The sequence below is a fragment of the Natrialba magadii ATCC 43099 genome (assembly GCF_000025625.1).
Classification (GTDB): domain Archaea; phylum Halobacteriota; class Halobacteria; order Halobacteriales; family Natrialbaceae; genus Natrialba; species Natrialba magadii.
Map to the genome: position 1 here is coordinate 2,723,551 of NC_013922.1, position 18,038 is coordinate 2,741,588.

Genomic DNA, 18,038 nt, shown 5'->3' on the forward strand with positions numbered 1-18,038 from the left:
GGCATCTGAGATATGGACGACGGTGACCGGTCCCGTACCAGCGTGAGGTGGCGAACGTGACGAGCGTCAAGGAGTTCCAGATCGACGAGGAAGCGACCGAAACCGACCTCGGTCGCGGCCTGTTCGTCTTCACCGACGACTACTCCGTCTTCGACTGGGGGAAGATGCCCGACCAGATCTCCGAGAAGGGGGCGAGCCTCTGTACCATGGGCGCGTACAACTTCGAGCTACTCGAGTCCGAAGGCGTCGCGACCCACTACCGCGGCGTCATCGAGGGCGGCGAGGTCATTCGGCTCGCCGACGCCTCTCGCCCGCCCTGGCAGATGGCGATCGACCTCACGCAGGTTCCCGACCTACCAAACGAGGGTCGAGACTACGACTACGACCACTACCACGAGGCTGCCGGCCACAACTATCTGATTCCACTCGAGATCGTCTTCCGCAACGAGGTGCCGATCGGCTCGAGCCTTCGTAGTCGAACCGCGCCCGAGGACCACGGCCTCGACTTCGATAGCTGGCCGGAGGGGGCGGTCGACCTCGACGAGCCGATTATCGAGTTCTCCACGAAGTACGAGGAGAGCGACCGGTATCTCACCCGAGAGGAGGCGGACGCGATCGCCGGCCGCGCTGACATCGATGCGCTCGCGGATCTCGCCCGCGAGGTCAACCGGATCATTACCGAGCAGGCCGAGTCGGCTGGACTGACCCATCAGGACGGCAAGATCGAGTGTCTCTACTACGACGGTGAGATCCGTGTCGCAGACGTCGTTGGCACCTTCGACGAGAATCGCTTCAGCTACGAAGGGACCCAGCTCTCGAAGGAGGTGCTGCGCCAGCACCACAAGCGAACGCAGCCGGAGTGGGTGCAGGCGGTCAAGGCCGCGAAGGCCGAGGCGAAACAGGAGAACGTCGCGAACTGGAAGTCACTGTGCGATCGTGATCCACAGCCGCTCGACGAGGACGTGCTAACTACTGCCCGGAACATGTACTGTGCAGGGGCCAACGCCTACACTGGGCAGGAACTGTTCGATGCGCCGCCGCTCTCGTCGGCGATCGGCGCTGTCCAACGTCTGTAACGCGTCCCACGACCGAGACTGAACGCAGATGTGGCCGCACAGTTTTGTTGTGTGATGGCACGACACAGACTATAGCGCACCCGATCTTGCCGGTGGTCGATCGAGACAGTAATCCTCATATGCACCGAATAACGAACAGTTACTGAGCGCAAATGACGTTTTCCACGAGCGTCGCATCAAGTATCGCCCCGTTCGACCCAACGTACGGTATTACAGTCGTTGCGAGCGTAATGCTCGTCGTCTTCGTCGTCGCAATGGTGTTTATTGCACTCGCCCCGGTCGTTTCCGGCGACTCGTCGGAAACCGCCCCACACGGCGGGCCGGCTCTCGAGACGAACACCAACGAAGCCGACTAATATCGCTGACGCCGACTCGGTTGTCTGCTCGCTGATTTTTCGGTCGGTCGCGGTTCCAGAGCCAAGACCGGTAGCGATGTGTTATCAGCCGTCCAGATCGTACTGCTCACGCACCAGCGGTGCGAGCCCCTGTTCTTCGAGCCGCTCCATCGGAGCGAGCATATCGAGCTGGACGACGCCCGGCAACCGCCCAACCTGAACGCCGCCGGTGAACGTACACCGTCCGCGAACCTCACCCTCGGTCATGTCGAGCAGCGTGCCGGCCCGGTCGAACGCGTTCTCGGTCGCGTCGTTGATCGTCGCGCCGCTTCCGATGACCTGGATCGGACCCATATCGTCCGTGAGGTCGACCCCGTGAGCGGCGGCCAGTTCGCGACCGGCTGCGAGTTCATCGTCGCTGTAGGGTTTGCTAATGAACGGCAGATCCTCCTCGTTCGGCAGGAGGATCGGGCCGTCGATCTCGAGTCCCTTGATCACCTCGACATCCATCGTGACGGTGCCGCTCACGTCGGTCGTGTGCAAGGAGAGTTCGCCGTCACCCTGGTTCGCGTGCAGATCGCCGACGTAGACGCCCGCGCCGTCGACTTTCACGGGACAGATGAGCGTCGAGCCGGCGCGCACTTCGGAGATATCCATGTGACCGTCGGTCCGCTTCTCGAGTTCGGCCTCGCTCTCGAGTCCCCAGTCGTGATTGGCGCCGAGCAGGAACTGGCCGAAGTCGCCGGCGTTGTGCGAGTCAGGGAGTTCGACCGGTGGCGTGGTCCCCACGTTGCCGATAAACGGACGCAGGCGGCCGAGCGTGCCGGGCATCTCCGAGGGTTCGTACAGCAAGATCGGGTGCTGGCGCGAGTTCTCGGGGATGTCCATCATGTCGTCGGCATCTTTGGCGAGTTCGTGAGCGCCGCCCTCGTCCATGGTGACGCCGACGGTACGGTCCTCGTCGAAGACGACGGTGTAGCCGTACTCGAACCCGAACGCGGAGGCGTTCGCGCCGCACTCCGCACAGCGGATCGCGTCCTCACCGGTCCCTTCGACGACCGACTCGGGCCACTCAGTGCCACACTCGGGACAGCGGTGGTCGACGAACGGGTCGTCTCCGAACGCGCCCTCGCGCTCACGCATCGTCCCCGTACTCGTCGCGAGACTGGTCACCTCGATGTCTCGGATGGTTAGTGCGACGGCGTCACCGACGGCTGCGTTCTCGACACGGATCGGTCGCGTGACTTCGTGTCCGCCGCGGAACTCGGGCGTGATCATCGGACCCCAGCACGCCGGCGGCGTGTACGTCTCGATCGTTCCGCCGTCGGCGACAGTGCCTGTCCACTCCTGGTCCGGCCCAACGAGACCGCGCGTGTACTGATCGACAGAAATTGTCTGCTTGATTTCGTGTTGTGACATGCCATGACATAGTATGGGGCTGACGACGATAAAACGTACAGTAGCACACACGCAAACACAGACAAGTAGCACGCACAGTTGCGATTACGCCGTCAGACGGCCGATACCGACCGATCCAGAACACACCTTGCATCCGAGTACCAAACTCAGACACTCGTGTCCCTGTCCCGTGAACACCCACACGTGCAATCCGACGAGTTCTACGGCTACGTTCAAGAACGCAGCCACCTCGACACCAGACGCGAACCGAAACCACAACCGCGGCCGTCCTCGACACCCTCCGAGAGACCTGGACTGGCGGGCAGGCCGAAGGTGTCGCCCGTTAGTTCCCGTCCAAACTCGCTGACCACCTGGCGGACACAGAGCACGACGGCGTGGGCAACGACCGAGACGATTCCATGAACCGCGTCGGCGAGCGCCTGCAAGAGAGCGAACTCGAGTCCGATGATGCAGCGCGCTGTACTGAGGCCGTGACGGATGCAATCGCGGCCTCGCTTACGATGGGCGAACGAGAGAACCTGATCGCACAGCTGGATTCAGAGCTCCAGTCGTTGTTCGAGGGTGTGGCTGTGGATCAGGACGAGCACGAGTAGTGACGTCCGCGAACACTGGCTGAGACGAGTGTATGAAGGTAACGCAACAGCACCAAGAGAACGCAACAGCACGCAACAGCACGACCGCGGGCGTCAACGCGGACGAATCAATCCAGAACTACCGCCACTGCTCGAGTTCGGCGGCGCTCGACGGTGTCGCCGAAAGCCACGCGTCGTCGCGAGCAATATCGGCGATGATGAACTGTACCTCGCCGTCGATCTCGTCGACCGCGGCGACCACGTCGGGGTCAGTTCCCGTCTGCCGACCACGTGACTCCGTTCTGGGAGGCATGTTTGCACATCATTCCCACGCAATGATGAACGTTTCGGATTAGAACCTATGGCTAGCAGTCCAGGAACTGTGAGTCGAAATAGCGAAACAATTGGGTATTAATTCACTCAGTTTCGAAACAGTTGCACCAGGTTCAGTGACACACGGTTCAACAGATCCATCCCGTTCACTGTTCGGACTCGAGTACGAGCCGTTGTGTATTAGTGATCGTCTGCAACGACGCTTCCGATGCCGTCAACCGGCCGGTCGGGCGTCACCTCGTCGATTTCGGCGGGGAGGCCGAGCTGGTAGCCCGTGCCGTTTTCCCGAACCGTCGTCCGCCCGCGGTGGACCGACACGTCGCCGTTGAGATGGAGTTTGACCGCCTCGAGGAGCGCGTCCGCCTCGAGTGGCTGGCCACGGCGTTTCATCTCGTCGACGTCGGCATCGTCCGGGACGTCGAACGCACGCTGGGTGATGATCGGCCCCTGATCCAGGTCCGTGGTCACGTAATGGGCGGTGACGCCGGCGACGCGAACGCCCTCCTCGACGGCCTGTCGGTAGGCTTCTGCACCGGGGAACGCCGGCAGCAGCGACGGGTGGACGTTGATAATTCGGTCCTCGTAGCGGAAGACGACGTTCGGACTCAGGATGCGCATGTAGCGTGCGAGCACGATGAGGTCGGCGTCGTACTCCGCGAGGACCTCGAGCAGGCGCTCCTCGTTCTGTTGGCCCTTCTCGTCGCCGATATCGTGGAACGGGACGCCGTAGTGTTCGGCCAGCGGCTGGAGGTCGTCGTGGTTGCCGATGACGACCCCGATGTCGGCACCGAGTTCATCGTTTGCCCAGGACTCGAACAGCGCCTCGAGACAATGGCTCTCCTTCGTTCCGAGGACGGCGATCTGCTGGGTCTCTCGGTCGGCAGGGAACCGAACCTGCACGTCGAGACCGAGGTCCTCGCCGAGTTCGTGCAGATCCTCGCGGAGCGTCTCCTCGGTACAGACCATCTCCGAGGTATCGACGGCGAGGTACATACGGAAGACGTCGTCGCGAACCGCCTGATCGAGGTCTTCGATGTTGATCCCGCGCTCGAACAGGAGGCTCGTCACACGGGCGACGAGCCCAGTGTCGTCGTCTCCAATCACCGTGATTTCGGTCACGTCTGTCGTCATCGTGGCCACCTCCGCTCGAGCGTTCGTCGGGTCGTCAACATCAGCATCAGCATCAGTATCAGTACGCACCTCAGTCTATGGGTGGCTAAAAGTCCTGCTTTCCGCAGCGCCACTGCGAGTGATTCGATACCACCGCTGTCCGATCTTGCCTGTCCCCACCACAGTGCCATCTACGCCACTGCAACCGCTTGCCACTGCAACCGCTCGTCGCCACAACGAACACTCGATCGTCCGCTCCTCGGCGAACAACTCGAGTTCGGCCGTCGCCTGACAGTTGGCCACGTACTCGAGTGCCTGGTGGCGGAACTCGCCACGGAGGCTGTCGGTGCGGACGATGACGTCGAGGGTGGTTCGGTCGCCATTGGTGGCGAGTTCGTCGAGTGCGTCGTATCGGTGCGGGCGTAGCTACAGCGATCTGGTCAGCTATCGCCACTCCTCACGCGAGGCGAAGGCGTCACCGACAGCCCTGATCCAGGTGTCCCGGGCCGTGCTTGGATTGAATTCGGAGTAGATGGTGCAGACGGCTCGGCTGCGGTCAGTTTGGTCGATATACGCCCGATAACACGGAGAGATGTCGGTCTCCTCGTGTAGTTGTTCCTCGTGGCATTTCTCCTCGCGCAACTCGTCCCGCTGGGTGCCGTTCTCCCCACCTGTGCTCCCGTCGGCAGCGGACGGAGATCGCGCCGGTGACGAGGCCGGTGGCGACGACGATGACGGGGATGATGAGGGTGATGATGCTGTCGATGACTGTGCGTCGGCCTGACTATCTGTATCGTTATCTGTCACTGAATTACCCCTCGTTCAGTTCGTGCGTGTTCACTCTGCAATGCCGATCTCTTCTGCGTCCCCGTCGGTGCTCGACACGGACTGTTCCTCGGCTCGGTCGTCTTGCTGTTCGTCTGCTGGAGCGTCGTCCAGGGACTCCTCGTCCTCCGCCAGCACCTCGAACGTCGGGAATCGGTCCTCGTACGTCGCGTCGTCGGCCAGTTTCTCGACCGTGAGCAGACACGCCTCGAGTTCCGCACGAACCGCCGGATCGAATCGTCCATTGGTTAACAACATAGCTCGACCCCTATTAGTAGTTATTATCCATTACTCCAAAATTATTAATACTGTTGCAGATCGTCTAGATCGGTGACTACTGCCCTCACACGGCAGCCAGCCGAACCGGTTCGGCCGACGAGAGCGATAGGTAGTGACTAGGGACGTTCGTCCCGCGAACGGTGACGACGCTCCGAGTTCAACGCTGTTCGAGTAAGTCTTCCATGGAGAGGCAGCGAGACGACGATAACGGCCGCAGGACCGACATTCGAACACTGGTCGCCGCGCCCTCCTCGCCCGACCCAGTTGCTGGTGTGTACTGCCAGGATACGACCGTGCACGGTCGAGATACGTCGCACATAACAATCGACCGACCCAGGATGTACGTTCGATGAAACGATGGACCGACGAACGTATCTCTCGACGAGCGCAGCGACTATTTTTGCCGGGTGTACGGAACTCAGTGGAGCGGACGAACCGGACGCCGACGACGATCGCAACGGCAGCGAATCGACCGACGGCGACGAATCGACCGACGGCGCTACCGACGACCCCAACGGATCGGACCAGCAGGACGACTACCCGGAGTTGGCCGGGTCGTTTGACAATTTCGAGGATCTCGACGAGTGGTGGGAGTGGCAAGATATCGGCTTCCTCGAGGCGGACAGGAGCCGCTCGTACGACGGAACGCAGTGTGCGCTCCTGACGTCGTCGCCGGAGTCGGAGGGCCAGGTCCGGATCCGCCGCCGACTGGACGAACCTATCGACGTCCGGGATGTCGCCCCTGGACTCGCCCTGGCCACCGACACAGACCAGGGAGTGGTACGCATCCAGTTGCAGGACGAGGACGCCCACTACCTCGAGTACAGCACGCAGTTTCCGGGTGGGACGTCGCTCACGCACGACAACTTCGGGGTCACCCGCGTGCGGGGCGATCCCGACCTGAGCGAGGTCGTCGTCCTTCAGGTCATCCGCTGGTTCGGTGGCGACGCCGAGGGGCGACAGTGGGTCGACGACTTCCACTTCGTTCCCAAACCAGAGCGGGGGAAGGTGTTGCTCCAGTTCCACGGCGGCTACGAGGAACACTACACCGACGCGCTGTCGCGCGTCTCGTCGACCGGCATCCCGGCGGCCGCGTTCGTCCCGCCTGAGCGACTCCGCGGCGGGGAGTCGGCCGAAGACGACCGCCTCACGCGCGAGCAGGTCGGCGAACTCGCCGACGAAGGGTGGACGATCGGCGTCCAGGCCGCCGCTGGCCGGCACCTCGAGGCCGCCGACGCGGATCGGGTGGAAGCGGCCGTCGTCGACCCCGTCGAGTGGCTCGCCGACGAAGGGTACGACGACGTGGGCCGCTTCTTTGCGTATCCTTACTCCCAGTACTCCGAGGCGGCATCCGAACTCGTCCGGGAGAACTATGATCTCGCGTTCGCGGGACACTCGTCCGCTCAGGGATTCGCGAGGAACCCCCACCGGTGCTCGGTGCTCACCAACCCGACCCCCGAGGAGGCGACAGCGGCGCTCGAACGAACGGTCCGGTGGAACGGGATCACGACGTTCGCGTTCCACCGACTCTCGAGTCAGAACGAACGGACAGAATTCGAAGAAACGCTCTCCCGGATCGAGGCGCACGCGGCGGCGGGCGAACTGGACGTGATCACGCCCGCGGAGATGGCCGACGAGTACGTCTACTGAGACGGATCGTTGTCCACTTCTCACTCGGTCGACCGCTCGAGTTCCGAACTCGAGTGCCCCTCGGTCTTCGAGCGGCTACTATTGCGTCCGCGTGCACGCCCATGTCTATTCCCACTCCCATGTCCACGTCCACTGTCGTCCGCAAACGCTTCGCCGGCATCGTCGCTCGCGAGGTATCGCTCAGCGTCGCCAAGAGAGCCGGTTTCGAGGAGTATCTCGAGTCGGCGCTCGAACTCGGCGTCGGAGAGTTCGCCGTCGGCGTACCTGACCCGGAGCCGTTCGAGGGCGTCTTCGGGGTCGGTGGCGGCTCCATCGTCTCCCTCGTCGACGGAAACGTCCGACTCGGGCGCGGGCGCAGTGAGTGCCGAAGTGAGATCACGGAGCAAGTCACCGCCAAAGATGAGAACCATAATCCCGAGAACGATTGCGACCGACGAGTCGATCACGACGAGCGCGACAAACGCCGCAAGCAGTGCAACGAGGAGAATGGCAACCGCCATGGGTGACGACCTGCCCGTAGTCCGCGCTCCGCTCATGCCGTCCTGTTCGGAACACAACAGTAAAATGCCATCGTTCGCGTGGCAACTCCATCCACACGCTGGTATGGTGTCGTTTCTCGACAGTCGAGTACTAACACCCCCACACCCAATAGCAGTAGTTAATAATGCAGTGGATTAAAATAATAACGCCACGTAGCAGCTGTCGATGTACAAGTGCGTCATCGTCGGCGGCGGTATCCATGGCACGTATTGCTGCCAGCGGCTCCTCAACGATACCGACCTTACGCGCGACGATCTCTGCATCGTCGATCCACACGAGCAGCTACTCGAGTCGTTCCGGCAGAAGGCTCGCGCCTGTGACATGGATGCACTGCGGTCGACGTTCGTCCACCACGTGGGTACCGATCCGTTCGGCCTAGAGAGTTTCGCGGAGGCGCGCGACCGGGAGGACGAACTTCTGGCGCGACCGAGCTATCCGCGCCGGCCGTCGCTGTCGCTCTTCCTCGACTACGCCAAATTCGTTATCGGCCGGGCAGGTCTCGACGAACTCCACCAGCAGGCCTCCGTCACGTCGATCCGCCGCGACGGTCCGGACGGCAATCTCGTCGTCGAGACGACCGACCGGGCAGACCGGACAGGGTCGATCCGCACGCAAGCGTGCGTCCTCGCGATCGGTCCTGGCGACCGCTATCGGCGACCGGGGTGGGCCGACGGTGTTGAGTCGATAACGCACGTCTGGGACGACGAGTTCGACCCTGTTCAGGCCAGAGACGAGGAGGGAGACACAATTGTGGTCGGCGGTGGCGTCACCGCAGCCCAACTCGCGCGCTGTCTCGCTGAGCACGATGATGCACCTGCTTCCATGACCGCCGAGAGCGCCGATACCACGCTCCTCTCGCGACACGACCTCGAGACCGCCGCCATCGAAGCCGACCCACACTGGATCAACTGGAACCACATTGAACGCCACCTCCACCGCCATCCACCAGGGTCGAAGGCACGATACGACACGATTCAGGCCGCGCGAAACGATGGGACAGTCCCCCCAACGGTCGTCGAACAACTCGAGTCGGCGGCCGACGCAGGCTCGCTGGAACTCCGTCAGGGAACGGTTCGCTCCGCTCGGACGACAGCGGGACGCGTACGGCTGCTGCTGGCCGACGATGGCTGTCTCACCGGCGACCGCGTCGTGCTCGCGACCGGCTTCGAACCGGTGTTCGACCACCCCTTCGTCGACCGACTCGTACAGGAGTTTGCACTCGAGTGCGGCCATCGCGGCCTGGCGGTTCTGGACGACGAGACACTCGCCTGGATGCGGACTGATGGGACGCAGTCCCCACTGTTCGTCACCGGCGCGTTGGCAGCGGGAACCGTTGGCCCGTTCGCAGCGAACATCGCTGGTGCCCGACGAGCGGCTGACCGGTTGACGGAGTCAGTACCGATGGCCGTCGACGCTGCTAGCAACGGGGAGCCGACGAAAACGGTAACCCACACCGTTTAGTGTGCCTACCGAGTATTGTACTCTATGGACAAGATTAATCCGGCAGAGCTGGACGATCGCCTGTCGAACGGGACAGCGCCATACGTCCTCGACATTCGCCCCCGAAAAACGTACCAGCGCAGCCACATCGATGGCAGTCAGAACGTTCCAGTGTACAACGACCTGCGCCGCGGCGACGACGATGAACTCCGCCAGTCGCTGTCACAGATTCCAGCAGACGAGACTGTCGTCACGGTCTGCAAAGCCGGCGTCGTCGCACGGAAAGCGACGACCGTCCTCGAGGAAGAGGGCTACGAGGCGGCCACGCTCGCCGGTGGGATGCGACGATGGAACGGCTACCAGAACGGATCGCTCGGGTATCGACTCTCCTCGCTCGTCCGCCGAGTGCTCCCGTGACACTGCGGCTGTCTGGCACTCCGAACACATATCCACGAACGTGTATCACGGACCAAAGCCGAAAGCGTTTTTGAGCACGGTTACGGGGTTTCAGGTGATGACCGCCTACACCGCGACGGTGACGGTTCGACTCAAACACGGCGTCCTCGATCCCGAGGCCGAAACCACGAAACAGGCCCTCGAGCGCCTCGGCTTCGAACTCGACTCGCTGCGCTCGGCCGACCGCTTCGAGATCGATCTCGAGGCGGACTCGAGTGAGGCCGCGCGCGAGCGTGCAGACGAAATGGCAGAACGGCTGCTCGCGAACCCGACCATCCACGACTACGACGTGGAGGTCGACGAACGGTAGATGACGGTCTCTATCACACTGATCGAAACCGCCGGTCACACCACCGAGGGGTGTCGACTGTGACGGTTTCGATCATCAGGTTCGGCGGCTCGAACTGCGACCGCGACGCCGAGCGCGCCCTCGCCCACCTCGACATCGACGCCGAAATCGTCTGGCACGAGGACGGCCTCCCGGCAGACACGTCGGGCATCGTCCTCCCCGGCGGCTTCTCCTACGGCGACTACCTCCGCGCAGGCGCGATGGCGGCTCGCTCGCCGATCATGGCAGAGGTTCGCGAGGCTGCAGCCGACGGCACGCCCGTCCTCGGCGTCTGCAACGGTGCGCAGGTCGGCTGCGAGTCCGGCCTCACCGACGGCGTGTTCACGACCAACGAGAGCGCCCGCTTCCAGTGTGAGCACGTCTATCTCCGCGTCGAGCGCGACGACACGCCGTGGACCGCTGCCTACGACGAGGGCGACGTCATCGAGATCCCGATCGCTCACGGCGAAGGTCGCTACGAGATCAGTGAGGAGCGACTCGCCGAACTCGAGGACGACGACCGCGTGCTCTTTCGGTACTGCGACGAGGACGGCGAGCCAAGCGCCGAAGCGAATCCAAACGGCTCAAAACACAACGTCGCGGGAATTCTCGGTGACCGCGAGACCGTCGCCGTGTTGATGCCCCACCCCGAGCGCGCGACGCTCCCCGACGTGGGGCCGACGGACGGGCAGGGCGTGCTGCGCGGCTTCAAATCGGCCTGACAGACGAGGTACCATTATCACCGCGGACGACGTTGGGCCGTCCGTATGGACCCGAAAATCACGCTCGTTACGCTCGGCGTCTCGGATATCGAGGACTCGATCCAGTTTTACCGAGACGGACTCGGGTTCCCGATGCGCGAGCGCGACCCGGACGGCGATGTTGCGTTCTTCCCACTCGAGGGAACGTGGTTGGCCATCTACCCGCGCGATCGTCTCGCCGAAGATGCCACCGTTTTGGACGATGGGAACGGGTTTTCCGGCGTTACGCTGGCACACAACGTCTCCTCGAAGACGGAAGTAGATACGATTCTGGAACGAGCGGAAGACGCCGGTGGACGGGTGGTGAAGGTAGCACAAGAGGTCTTCTGGGGCGGCTATTCGGGTTATTTTGCGGACCCCGATGAACACCTCTGGGAAGTCGCGTATCCGCCGCTCACTGCGGAGTGATACAAGACCAATTTTCGAGAAGAACGAGCCGCTATCGAGTCAGCGGCTGGTTAAAACTCCGCTCGCGCTCCATCACGACCTCCCACGTCCGCTCGCACTCACACGAGACCTGCTCGAAAACGGTGGGATCCTGTCGCAGGTCGAAATCCTTGATCGCCTTCTGGACGAGATCGTCACACTCCTGGCAGTTGTGCGGCCCGCGGTCCGAGCCGTGACCGACCGGGTCCGAAACGACGATGGCGTCGACATCGGCGGTCTCCTCGAGTACGTGTGCGACAGACCAGAGCCACGGCGGACGGTAGCCGTCGTTGAAATAGAGGTCGTCGACCATCGTGTAGCGCTGGACGTTACACGGGTTCATCGAGACGGTGTGACAGCCCTCGACGGCGGCACAGCGTTCGACAGAGGAGATCATGTCCTCGACAGCGTCGGACTCCGTGAGGAACGGTGGCTTCATCAGCAGGTAGGCCTTGATGCCGGCGTCGGCTGTGTCGCCGGCCTCCTCGTCGGCAGCGGCAGCCTCGGCGCAGGCGTCCTCGAAGTCCGCGAAATCGAAGTACTTGTTCACGCAGTCGTGACGCACGCGATCCGTGGCCGTCTCGAGACCGATCGCGACGTCGGTGTCGACGCCGTGCTGGGTGAAGTCGCCGATCTTCTCCCGGTCGACGAAATCCGGCAGGGATTCGACGACCATGCGCTCGCGGTCGGCGAAGGTGTCGGCGATCGCGCGACGGGTTTCTGCGCCGACTTCGCGCTCGTCGAGGAACGAACCGGAGGTGTAGATCTTGATGAGTTCGGCGGGTTCGTCGCCATTTTCCGCCTCGTGCTCGAGGCAGACGTCGATCTGATTCATCAGTGCCTCGTGACTGACGCTGCCGCCGTCGACACTCTCGGCGACGTAGCCACACATCGTACAGCCACCGGCGCGTGCCCAGCGACAGCCGCCGGTGTTCAGAATGATCGTCAGGCTCTGCTTGACGCCAGTGGGGGTGTTGTCCTCGTCCAGCCAGACGCGGGTCGGCTCGTGGGGGTCGTAGCTCGCCTCCTTGCGCGAGCGAATCTCCCGCATTACCTGATTGTGGGCGTCCATGCCCTTGCCCTGCTCGTAGACCTCGGGCGTGGGTTGACTCATTGGGAGGACAAAGCGGGCCAGCGCCTAAAGCGCCTTCGTCTGGACCTGCTGCTATACGCGCTCGACAATAGCGACAGCGTCGCTTCCACGACGGCTCGACGGCGACTCAGAGCCGCATCTCCCGCGTCTCGACCGCATCGCAGGACGGACAGACGAATCGGTACTGGACGCGGCTACCCGACGAATTGACCTGCCACCCGCCGCTCTCGTCGTGGAACCCACACTTCCGGCACTCGAGTTCGGCCTCGTCGAACTTCGCCCGGAGTCGGTCAAAGGGGGAGCGGTAGGTAGACATGTGCTATCATAGGTCGTGGTACGACTTAACCACCGGGGGTACCCGTTAGGAACCTCACTGATCAGAGAGACAACGGTTTGGGCGAACAGGACAGTTCGATAAATCAGATATTGCGATAGGAAACTGTTGCTGAGGTGCTGCTGGACGCCGGCGAAACTCCGCTGTAAGAGCGTCCTATGGGACTACCAGTCGAGACTGCCGCCGCTCTGGTATTCGGTCACCTGCGTCTCGAAGAAGTTTTTCTCCTTGTTGAGATCGACCTGTTCGGAGAGCCACGGGAACGGGTTATCCGTCCCGTACTGCGTCGGGAGGTCGAGCTGTCCCAGTCTGCGGTCGGCGATATGCTCGACGTACTCCGCGAACTGATCGGCGCTCATCCCGAGTATCTCGTCCGGGCACGCCTCGTAAGCGTAGATTTTCTCTAGCTCGACCGCTTCGGTGATCAGTTCAACTACCTCGTCGCCGAACGCATCGGTCCAGACGTCCGGATTCTCCATCCGAATCTGGTCGATGAGGTCGACGCCGAATCCAACGTGGAGGGATTCGTCGCGCATGATGTACTCGAACTGCTGGCCGATCCCCACCATCTTGTTCTGGCGTTTGAGTCCGAGCATCATGGCGAAGCCGGCGTAGAAGAAGATCCCCTCCATAATGACGTAGAACCCCACGAGGTCGCGAATGAAGTCCCGGAGGTCTTCGTCGGTCTCGATGACGAACCCGTTCTGATTGATGACTCGAGTAAGGTCGATGACGAACTCGTCTTTCTCTGCGATAGACGGAATGCGGTCGTACATGCCGTACATGTAGTCCGGTTCGAATCCGAGCGAGTCACAGCAGTAGATGAACGTGTCCGTGTGGATCGCCTCCTCGTAGGCCTGTCGGAGCAGGTACTGGCGACACTCTGGGGCGGTGACGTGGTCGTACACCGCGAGGACGATGTTGTTCGCGGTGAGCGACTCGGCCGTCGAGAAGAAGCCGAGGTTCCACTCGACGAGCTGGCGTTCGGCGTCGGAGAGCGCGTCGCCGTTCCACTGGGAGACGTCGTCTTGCATCGGAATCTCCTCGGGGACCCAGTTGTTGTTCACTCCCGCTTCGTAGTACTCGCGTGCCCAGTCGTAGTCGATCGGGAGGATCTTGTTCGGATCGTGTTCGGCGTCGGTGTTGATGATCGGCATCTGTGGTTGTGTTCGTGTGCAGTGATGGTTTCGAGACGGTGCGCTACTGGCAGGCCTCACAGGTTGGATCGTCGACGCGGCAGAGTTCGTCTCCGGAGCCGGGATCGGAGTCAGAGTCGGTGTCGGAGCCGGAGCCGGGATCAGGGTCAGAGTCGGTGTTGGTGCTGTCGTCATCATCACCATCGAACCGCGCAGCCGAATCGCTATCTCGGTGCTGGGTCTTCCCGTACTCGCCCATGTCAAGCGTCGACTTCTCGATCTGGGAGGCCCCGAGCGTGCGGAGATAGTACGTCGTCTTCAGCCCGAGTTCCCAGGCGGTCCGGTAGACATCGTCGAGGAGCGAGCCGTCAGTCGACGGGAAAAAGACGTTGTGAGAGACCGACTGGTCGATCCACGTCTGTCGGTGAGCAGTGAGCCGAAGCTGGTGGCGGGGATCGATCTCGAACGCGCCACGGTACAGCTCCTGGAGGTCGTCCGGGACAGTATCAATCTCCTGTACGGACCCGTCGTGGAATTTGAGTCGGTCGACCATCTCGTCGTCCCAGCGGTCGCGTGCCTTCAGATCCGCGACGAGCTTGTCGTTGATAACCGTGAAATCACCCGACATGTTGGACTTTACGTAGAGATTCGAGTAGATCGGCTCGATAGACGGCGTCGTCCCGTTGATCGTGGAGACAGTTGCGGTCGGCGCGATCGCCATCGTGTTCGAGTTTCGCATTCCGTGTTCGGCAACGTGCTCGCGGACAGTGGCCCACTCGAGTGTCTCCTCGCGGTCGGTCGGAATCTCGCGGTCGCGTTCGTCCTCGAGGAGGTCGACGGTATCCTGTGGCAGGAGGCCGCGGTCCCACTTCGAGCCCTCGTAGGAGGGGTAGGCCCCACGCTCGCCGGCGAGTTTCGACGAGTTCAGGATGGCGTGGTAGGAGACGAACTCCTGCCAGCGGTTGGCTGCTTCGACCGCGTCTTCCGAGTCCATCGGAATGCCGAGTTCCATCAGTGCGTCGTGGAATCCCATCGTCCCGAGTCCGACCGGTCGGTGGCGCATGTTCGAACGCTTCGCTTCCTCGGTCGGATAGAAACACAGATCGACGACGTTGTCGAGCATCCGCATCGCCGTCTCGATGGTGTCTGCGAGGTGTTCGCGGTCGAGTTCGCCGTCGGAGACGTGTGTGGCGAGATTCACGCTGCCGAGGTTGCAGACGGCGTGTTCGTCCGCGCTCGTGTTGAGCGTAATCTCCGTACAGAGGTTCGAGGAGTGGACCGTTCCGACGTGGTCCTGTGGCGAGCGGACGTTGCAGGGGTCTTTGAACGTCAGCCACGGATGGCCCGTCTCGAACAGCCGTGTGAGCATCGTCCGCCAGAGTTCTGCCGCGTCGACGCGTTCGTACTGCCTGAGTTCGCCGTTGTCGGCCTGTCGCTCGTACTCGCAGTAGCGCTCCTCGAACGCCTCACCCGACAGGTCGTGCAGCTCCGGCACCTCGTCGGGGCTGAACAGCGTCCACTCCTCGTCGGCCTCGACGCGCTTCATGAAGAGGTCCGGAATCCACGCGGCAGTGTTCATGTCCGGCGTGCGGCGGCGCTCGTCGCCGGTATTTCGCTTCAGGTCCGTGAACGCGGGGAAATCCAGGTGCCAGCAGGCGAGGTACGCACACGCCGCACCGCGGCGTTTCCCCGACCGGTTGATCGCCGAGGTCACGTCGTTGCTGATCCGAAGGAACGGCACCACACCAGTCGACTCGACGCCCGTACTCTCGATCAGCGCGCCCGCAGACCGAAGGTTCGTCCAGTCATTTCCGAGCCCGCCGCTCCACTTCGAGAGCTGTGCGTGGTGCTTGTACGAGTCGAAGATGTTCTCGAGACTATCTTGTACCGTCGTCAGATAGCACGACGACAGCTGTGGATGGGTCGACCCGCTGTGGAACAGCGTCGGCGTCGACGGCGTGAACTCGAGTGCCGAGAGCACGTCGTAGAACTCCAGCGCCCGCTGTTGTGGGTCGTCCTCCTCGAGTGCGAGTCCCATCGCGACCCGCATCCAGAACGCTTGCGGGAGTTCGAGGTGCTCGCCGTTCTCCTCGGTTTTGAGGAAGTACCGCTGGGTCAGCGTCTCCATCGCCATGTATTCGAACTGCTCGTCGCGTTCGAGTTCGAGAGCCGCTGCCAGTTTCTCGAGATCGAAGCGCTCGAGGAGTCGTTCGTCGAGCAAATCGAGTTCGACGGCTCGTTCGAGGTTGGTGACGAACGTGTCGCGGTAGGCCGTCTCGAGTGCAGCGCCCGTGAGGTCCTCGCCGAGAACGGTTCGATAGTAGCGTTGGCGAAAGACGGCGGCGGCGAGTTGTTTGTACGTCGGTTCTCGCTCGATGCGTGCGGTGAGTGCCTGGAGGATGGCCTGATAGCACTCGTCGGGAGATGCACCGTCGTAGAGGTTGCGTTCGATTTCGGTGGCTAGCTGGTCTCGTTCCGCTGGTGAAAGCACTTCCTCGGTCCCCGTCTGCGCTCGGTCGAGTACTGATTCGATATCGATAGTCTGTGCAGTCGATTGCTGTTGGTGGTGACTCATGGATTCGTCGTGTCAGAGTGGTAGTTGTCTGTCTCGGTCGTCGGTTGCGGCGACTGGCCCTCATCGACGCCACTGGTCCCGTCGAGGACAGCGTCGAGTTCACGCCGGAACGCTTCGGGATCGGAGAACGCCTTGTAGACCGAAACGAAGCGGATGTACGCGACAACGTCGACCTCGCGTAACTGCGCTGAAACGAGTTCGCCGATCCGGTTCGACGAGACGAGTCGCGTCTCCCGTTCTTGCAGCGTCGCCTCGACCTGGTCGATGAGCGACGTGACGGTCGTGTCGGTGACGTCGCGTTTCTCGACGGCTCGTTCGATTCCCGCACGGAGTTTCGCTCGGTCGAACGGTTCGAGGGCGCCGTCGCGTTTCTTCACCTGCAGGGAATCCCACGCAGGTCGTTCGTAGGTTGTAAATCGGAACGAACAGCACCGACACTCGCGACGCCGTCGGACGGCTGTTCCGCCGGTTCTCGCCTCAGTGTCGATGACTCGTGTTCGGTCGTGGGTGCAGTCCGGGCAGTTCATAGTTGTCACTGGGCACCGCCGCTGGTACGACCCCTACAGAGCGGGTGAGAGCTGCAGCAGCCGCAATATCTGGTGTCATCGACTGGTACATAAAACTTACCAAACTCACTTTCACGAGTGAAAATTCACTTGTGTTTCTTGGACGAACAGGACGAGAAACGCTGCCGGAGTCGGATCGAAGAACGTCACAAAATATGGGCTGTGGCTGTAGACGACTAGTGATCCGGCGTTCGATCTGCGAGTTCCCGGCGGCGAGCTCGCCGCTGTTCCAGCGCGATCGCACGAAGTTCTTGCTGTGCGTCCGACGGACAGCGAAGGTCAGGGACGCTGGCAGGCGTCTCTTCCGCATCGAGCGCGACAAAGCTGAAAAACGATGTTGCCGCTTCAGTTCGTTGTCCGCTCTCAGGACGTTCGGCGTGGACATCGACTTTGACATCCATACTCGTGTGACCGGTCTCGAACACGTACCCGGTCGTCGTCACAATATCGCCGAGGTCGATCGCAGCGATGAAATCGACGTGGTCCATCGCCGCCGTCACGACCTGACAGCGAGAGAACCGTCGCGCAGCAATTGCACCGCAGATGTCCATCCAGTGAAGTACTGATCCACCAAGTGCTCGGCCAAGGTTGTTCGTCTCGTTCGGCATCAGAATTTCACTCATCTCCGTGTACGATCGCTCAAGTGTGGCTGTGGAATCCTGCGATTGGTCAACTGGCATGCATTGTCGTCGACAGAGGGCCTACAAAATACTACCTAATTTTCTCTAGTGAAAGTTCATTTGTATTGGTTGCTGCGAGAGTCCCAGTTCGACCTGTTGCAACC

General features: G+C 62.0%; 22 protein-coding genes. 11 read left to right on the forward strand and 11 right to left on the reverse strand.

Annotated elements, in window-relative coordinates; translation table 11 throughout:
- Window positions 1–56: 56 nt before the first annotated feature.
- Together NMAG_RS12705 and NMAG_RS12710 are read left to right on the forward strand one after the other, a co-directional pair.
- Window positions 57–1,076, forward strand: coding sequence for a phosphoribosylaminoimidazolesuccinocarboxamide synthase (locus NMAG_RS12705; RefSeq protein WP_049939283.1), 1,020 nt, complete (start codon window positions 57–59; stop codon window positions 1,074–1,076).
- Window positions 1,077–1,228: 152 nt separating this feature from the next.
- Window positions 1,229–1,432, forward strand: a complete 204-nt coding sequence (locus NMAG_RS12710; protein WP_004215127.1) for a hypothetical protein — start codon at window positions 1,229–1,231, stop codon at window positions 1,430–1,432.
- An 84-nt stretch (window positions 1,433–1,516) separates the two neighbouring features.
- On the opposite strand, the gene NMAG_RS12715 is transcribed toward NMAG_RS12710, so the two are convergent.
- Window positions 1,517–2,830 carry an acetamidase/formamidase family protein gene (locus NMAG_RS12715; protein ID WP_004215125.1) on the reverse strand — a complete coding sequence of 438 codons (1,314 nt, stop codon included), beginning with the start codon at window positions 2,828–2,830 and terminating at the stop codon, window positions 1,517–1,519.
- Window positions 2,831–3,228: 398 nt separating this feature from the next.
- Here NMAG_RS12715 and NMAG_RS22470 point away from each other — a divergent pair, with 398 nt between their 5' ends.
- Window positions 3,229–3,423 carry a DUF2267 domain-containing protein gene (locus tag NMAG_RS22470; protein WP_335330917.1) on the forward strand — a complete coding sequence of 65 codons (195 nt, stop codon included), beginning with the start codon at window positions 3,229–3,231 and terminating at the stop codon, window positions 3,421–3,423.
- A 118-nt stretch (window positions 3,424–3,541) separates the two neighbouring features.
- Here the strand turns inward: NMAG_RS22470 and NMAG_RS22145 are convergent, their stop codons facing one another.
- Both NMAG_RS22145 and NMAG_RS12725 read right to left on the reverse strand, forming a co-directional pair.
- A complete protein-coding gene (locus tag NMAG_RS22145) occupies window positions 3,542–3,715 on the reverse strand; it encodes a DUF7556 family protein (protein WP_012996703.1) in 174 nt (57 codons plus the stop codon).
- Window positions 3,716–3,915: 200 nt separating this feature from the next.
- Entirely contained in the window at window positions 3,916–4,866 is a 951-nt protein-coding gene (locus NMAG_RS12725; protein ID WP_012996704.1) for a formyltetrahydrofolate deformylase, read from the reverse strand.
- A gap of 81 nt (window positions 4,867–4,947) precedes the next feature.
- Here NMAG_RS12725 and NMAG_RS22150 point away from each other — a divergent pair, with 81 nt between their 5' ends.
- Window positions 4,948–5,271 carry a hypothetical protein gene (locus NMAG_RS22150; protein WP_004215120.1) on the forward strand — a complete coding sequence of 108 codons (324 nt, stop codon included), beginning with the start codon at window positions 4,948–4,950 and terminating at the stop codon, window positions 5,269–5,271.
- 166 nt (window positions 5,272–5,437) lie between these two features.
- The gene (locus NMAG_RS22155) at window positions 5,438–5,629 is read left to right on the forward strand and encodes a hypothetical protein (RefSeq protein WP_160165657.1); all 192 of its coding nucleotides are present in this window, start codon (window positions 5,438–5,440) and stop codon (window positions 5,627–5,629) included.
- A 53-nt stretch (window positions 5,630–5,682) separates the two neighbouring features.
- Here the strand turns inward: NMAG_RS22155 and NMAG_RS12730 are convergent, their stop codons facing one another.
- Entirely contained in the window at window positions 5,683–5,928 is a 246-nt protein-coding gene (locus NMAG_RS12730; protein ID WP_004215119.1) for a hypothetical protein, read from the reverse strand.
- A gap of 378 nt (window positions 5,929–6,306) precedes the next feature.
- On the opposite strand from NMAG_RS12730, the gene NMAG_RS12735 reads away from it, so the two are divergent.
- The gene (locus tag NMAG_RS12735) at window positions 6,307–7,599 is read left to right on the forward strand and encodes a polysaccharide deacetylase family protein (RefSeq protein WP_004215118.1); all 1,293 of its coding nucleotides are present in this window, start codon (window positions 6,307–6,309) and stop codon (window positions 7,597–7,599) included.
- A 20-nt stretch (window positions 7,600–7,619) separates the two neighbouring features.
- Here the strand turns inward: NMAG_RS12735 and NMAG_RS12740 are convergent, their stop codons facing one another.
- Entirely contained in the window at window positions 7,620–8,099 is a 480-nt protein-coding gene (locus NMAG_RS12740) for an SHOCT domain-containing protein (protein ID WP_004215116.1), read from the reverse strand.
- 205 nt (window positions 8,100–8,304) lie between these two features.
- Between NMAG_RS12740 and NMAG_RS12745 the strand changes: the two genes are divergently transcribed.
- From NMAG_RS12745 to NMAG_RS12765, 5 genes are all read left to right on the forward strand, one after another.
- Entirely contained in the window at window positions 8,305–9,600 is a 1,296-nt protein-coding gene (locus NMAG_RS12745; protein WP_004215114.1) for an FAD/NAD(P)-binding protein, read from the forward strand.
- A gap of 24 nt (window positions 9,601–9,624) precedes the next feature.
- On the forward strand, window positions 9,625–9,996 hold the full coding sequence (locus NMAG_RS12750) for a rhodanese-like domain-containing protein (protein WP_004215113.1): 372 nt from the start codon (window positions 9,625–9,627) through the stop codon (window positions 9,994–9,996).
- A gap of 97 nt (window positions 9,997–10,093) precedes the next feature.
- Entirely contained in the window at window positions 10,094–10,345 is a 252-nt protein-coding gene (gene purS, locus NMAG_RS12755; RefSeq protein WP_004215112.1) for a phosphoribosylformylglycinamidine synthase subunit PurS, read from the forward strand.
- 59 nt (window positions 10,346–10,404) lie between these two features.
- Window positions 10,405–11,085 carry a phosphoribosylformylglycinamidine synthase I gene (gene purQ, locus NMAG_RS12760; protein WP_004215111.1) on the forward strand — a complete coding sequence of 227 codons (681 nt, stop codon included), beginning with the start codon at window positions 10,405–10,407 and terminating at the stop codon, window positions 11,083–11,085.
- Window positions 11,086–11,130: 45 nt separating this feature from the next.
- Entirely contained in the window at window positions 11,131–11,532 is a 402-nt protein-coding gene (locus NMAG_RS12765) for a VOC family protein (RefSeq protein WP_004215110.1), read from the forward strand.
- Between the two features lie 31 nt (window positions 11,533–11,563).
- On the opposite strand, the gene NMAG_RS12770 is transcribed toward NMAG_RS12765, so the two are convergent.
- From NMAG_RS12770 to NMAG_RS12795, 6 genes are all read right to left on the reverse strand, one after another.
- Window positions 11,564–12,664: an archaeosine biosynthesis radical SAM protein RaSEA gene (locus NMAG_RS12770; protein WP_004215109.1), complete on the reverse strand. Its 1,101-nt coding sequence runs from the start codon at window positions 12,662–12,664 to the stop codon at window positions 11,564–11,566.
- Between the two features lie 106 nt (window positions 12,665–12,770).
- Entirely contained in the window at window positions 12,771–12,959 is a 189-nt protein-coding gene (locus tag NMAG_RS12775; protein ID WP_004215107.1) for an HVO_0649 family zinc finger protein, read from the reverse strand.
- A 182-nt stretch (window positions 12,960–13,141) separates the two neighbouring features.
- The gene (locus NMAG_RS12780; protein WP_004215105.1) at window positions 13,142–14,134 is read right to left on the reverse strand and encodes a ribonucleotide-diphosphate reductase subunit beta; all 993 of its coding nucleotides are present in this window, start codon (window positions 14,132–14,134) and stop codon (window positions 13,142–13,144) included.
- A 43-nt stretch (window positions 14,135–14,177) separates the two neighbouring features.
- A complete protein-coding gene (locus tag NMAG_RS12785; protein WP_004215103.1) occupies window positions 14,178–16,688 on the reverse strand; it encodes a ribonucleoside-diphosphate reductase subunit alpha in 2,511 nt (836 codons plus the stop codon).
- Window positions 16,685–17,215, reverse strand: coding sequence for a transcriptional regulator NrdR (gene nrdR / locus NMAG_RS12790; RefSeq protein ID WP_004215101.1), 531 nt, complete (start codon window positions 17,213–17,215; stop codon window positions 16,685–16,687). The genes NMAG_RS12785 and nrdR overlap by 4 nt, the downstream gene beginning before the upstream one ends.
- A gap of 215 nt (window positions 17,216–17,430) precedes the next feature.
- The gene (locus NMAG_RS12795; protein ID WP_004215099.1) at window positions 17,431–17,934 is read right to left on the reverse strand and encodes an acyl-CoA thioesterase; all 504 of its coding nucleotides are present in this window, start codon (window positions 17,932–17,934) and stop codon (window positions 17,431–17,433) included.
- Window positions 17,935–18,038 lie beyond the last annotated feature (104 nt).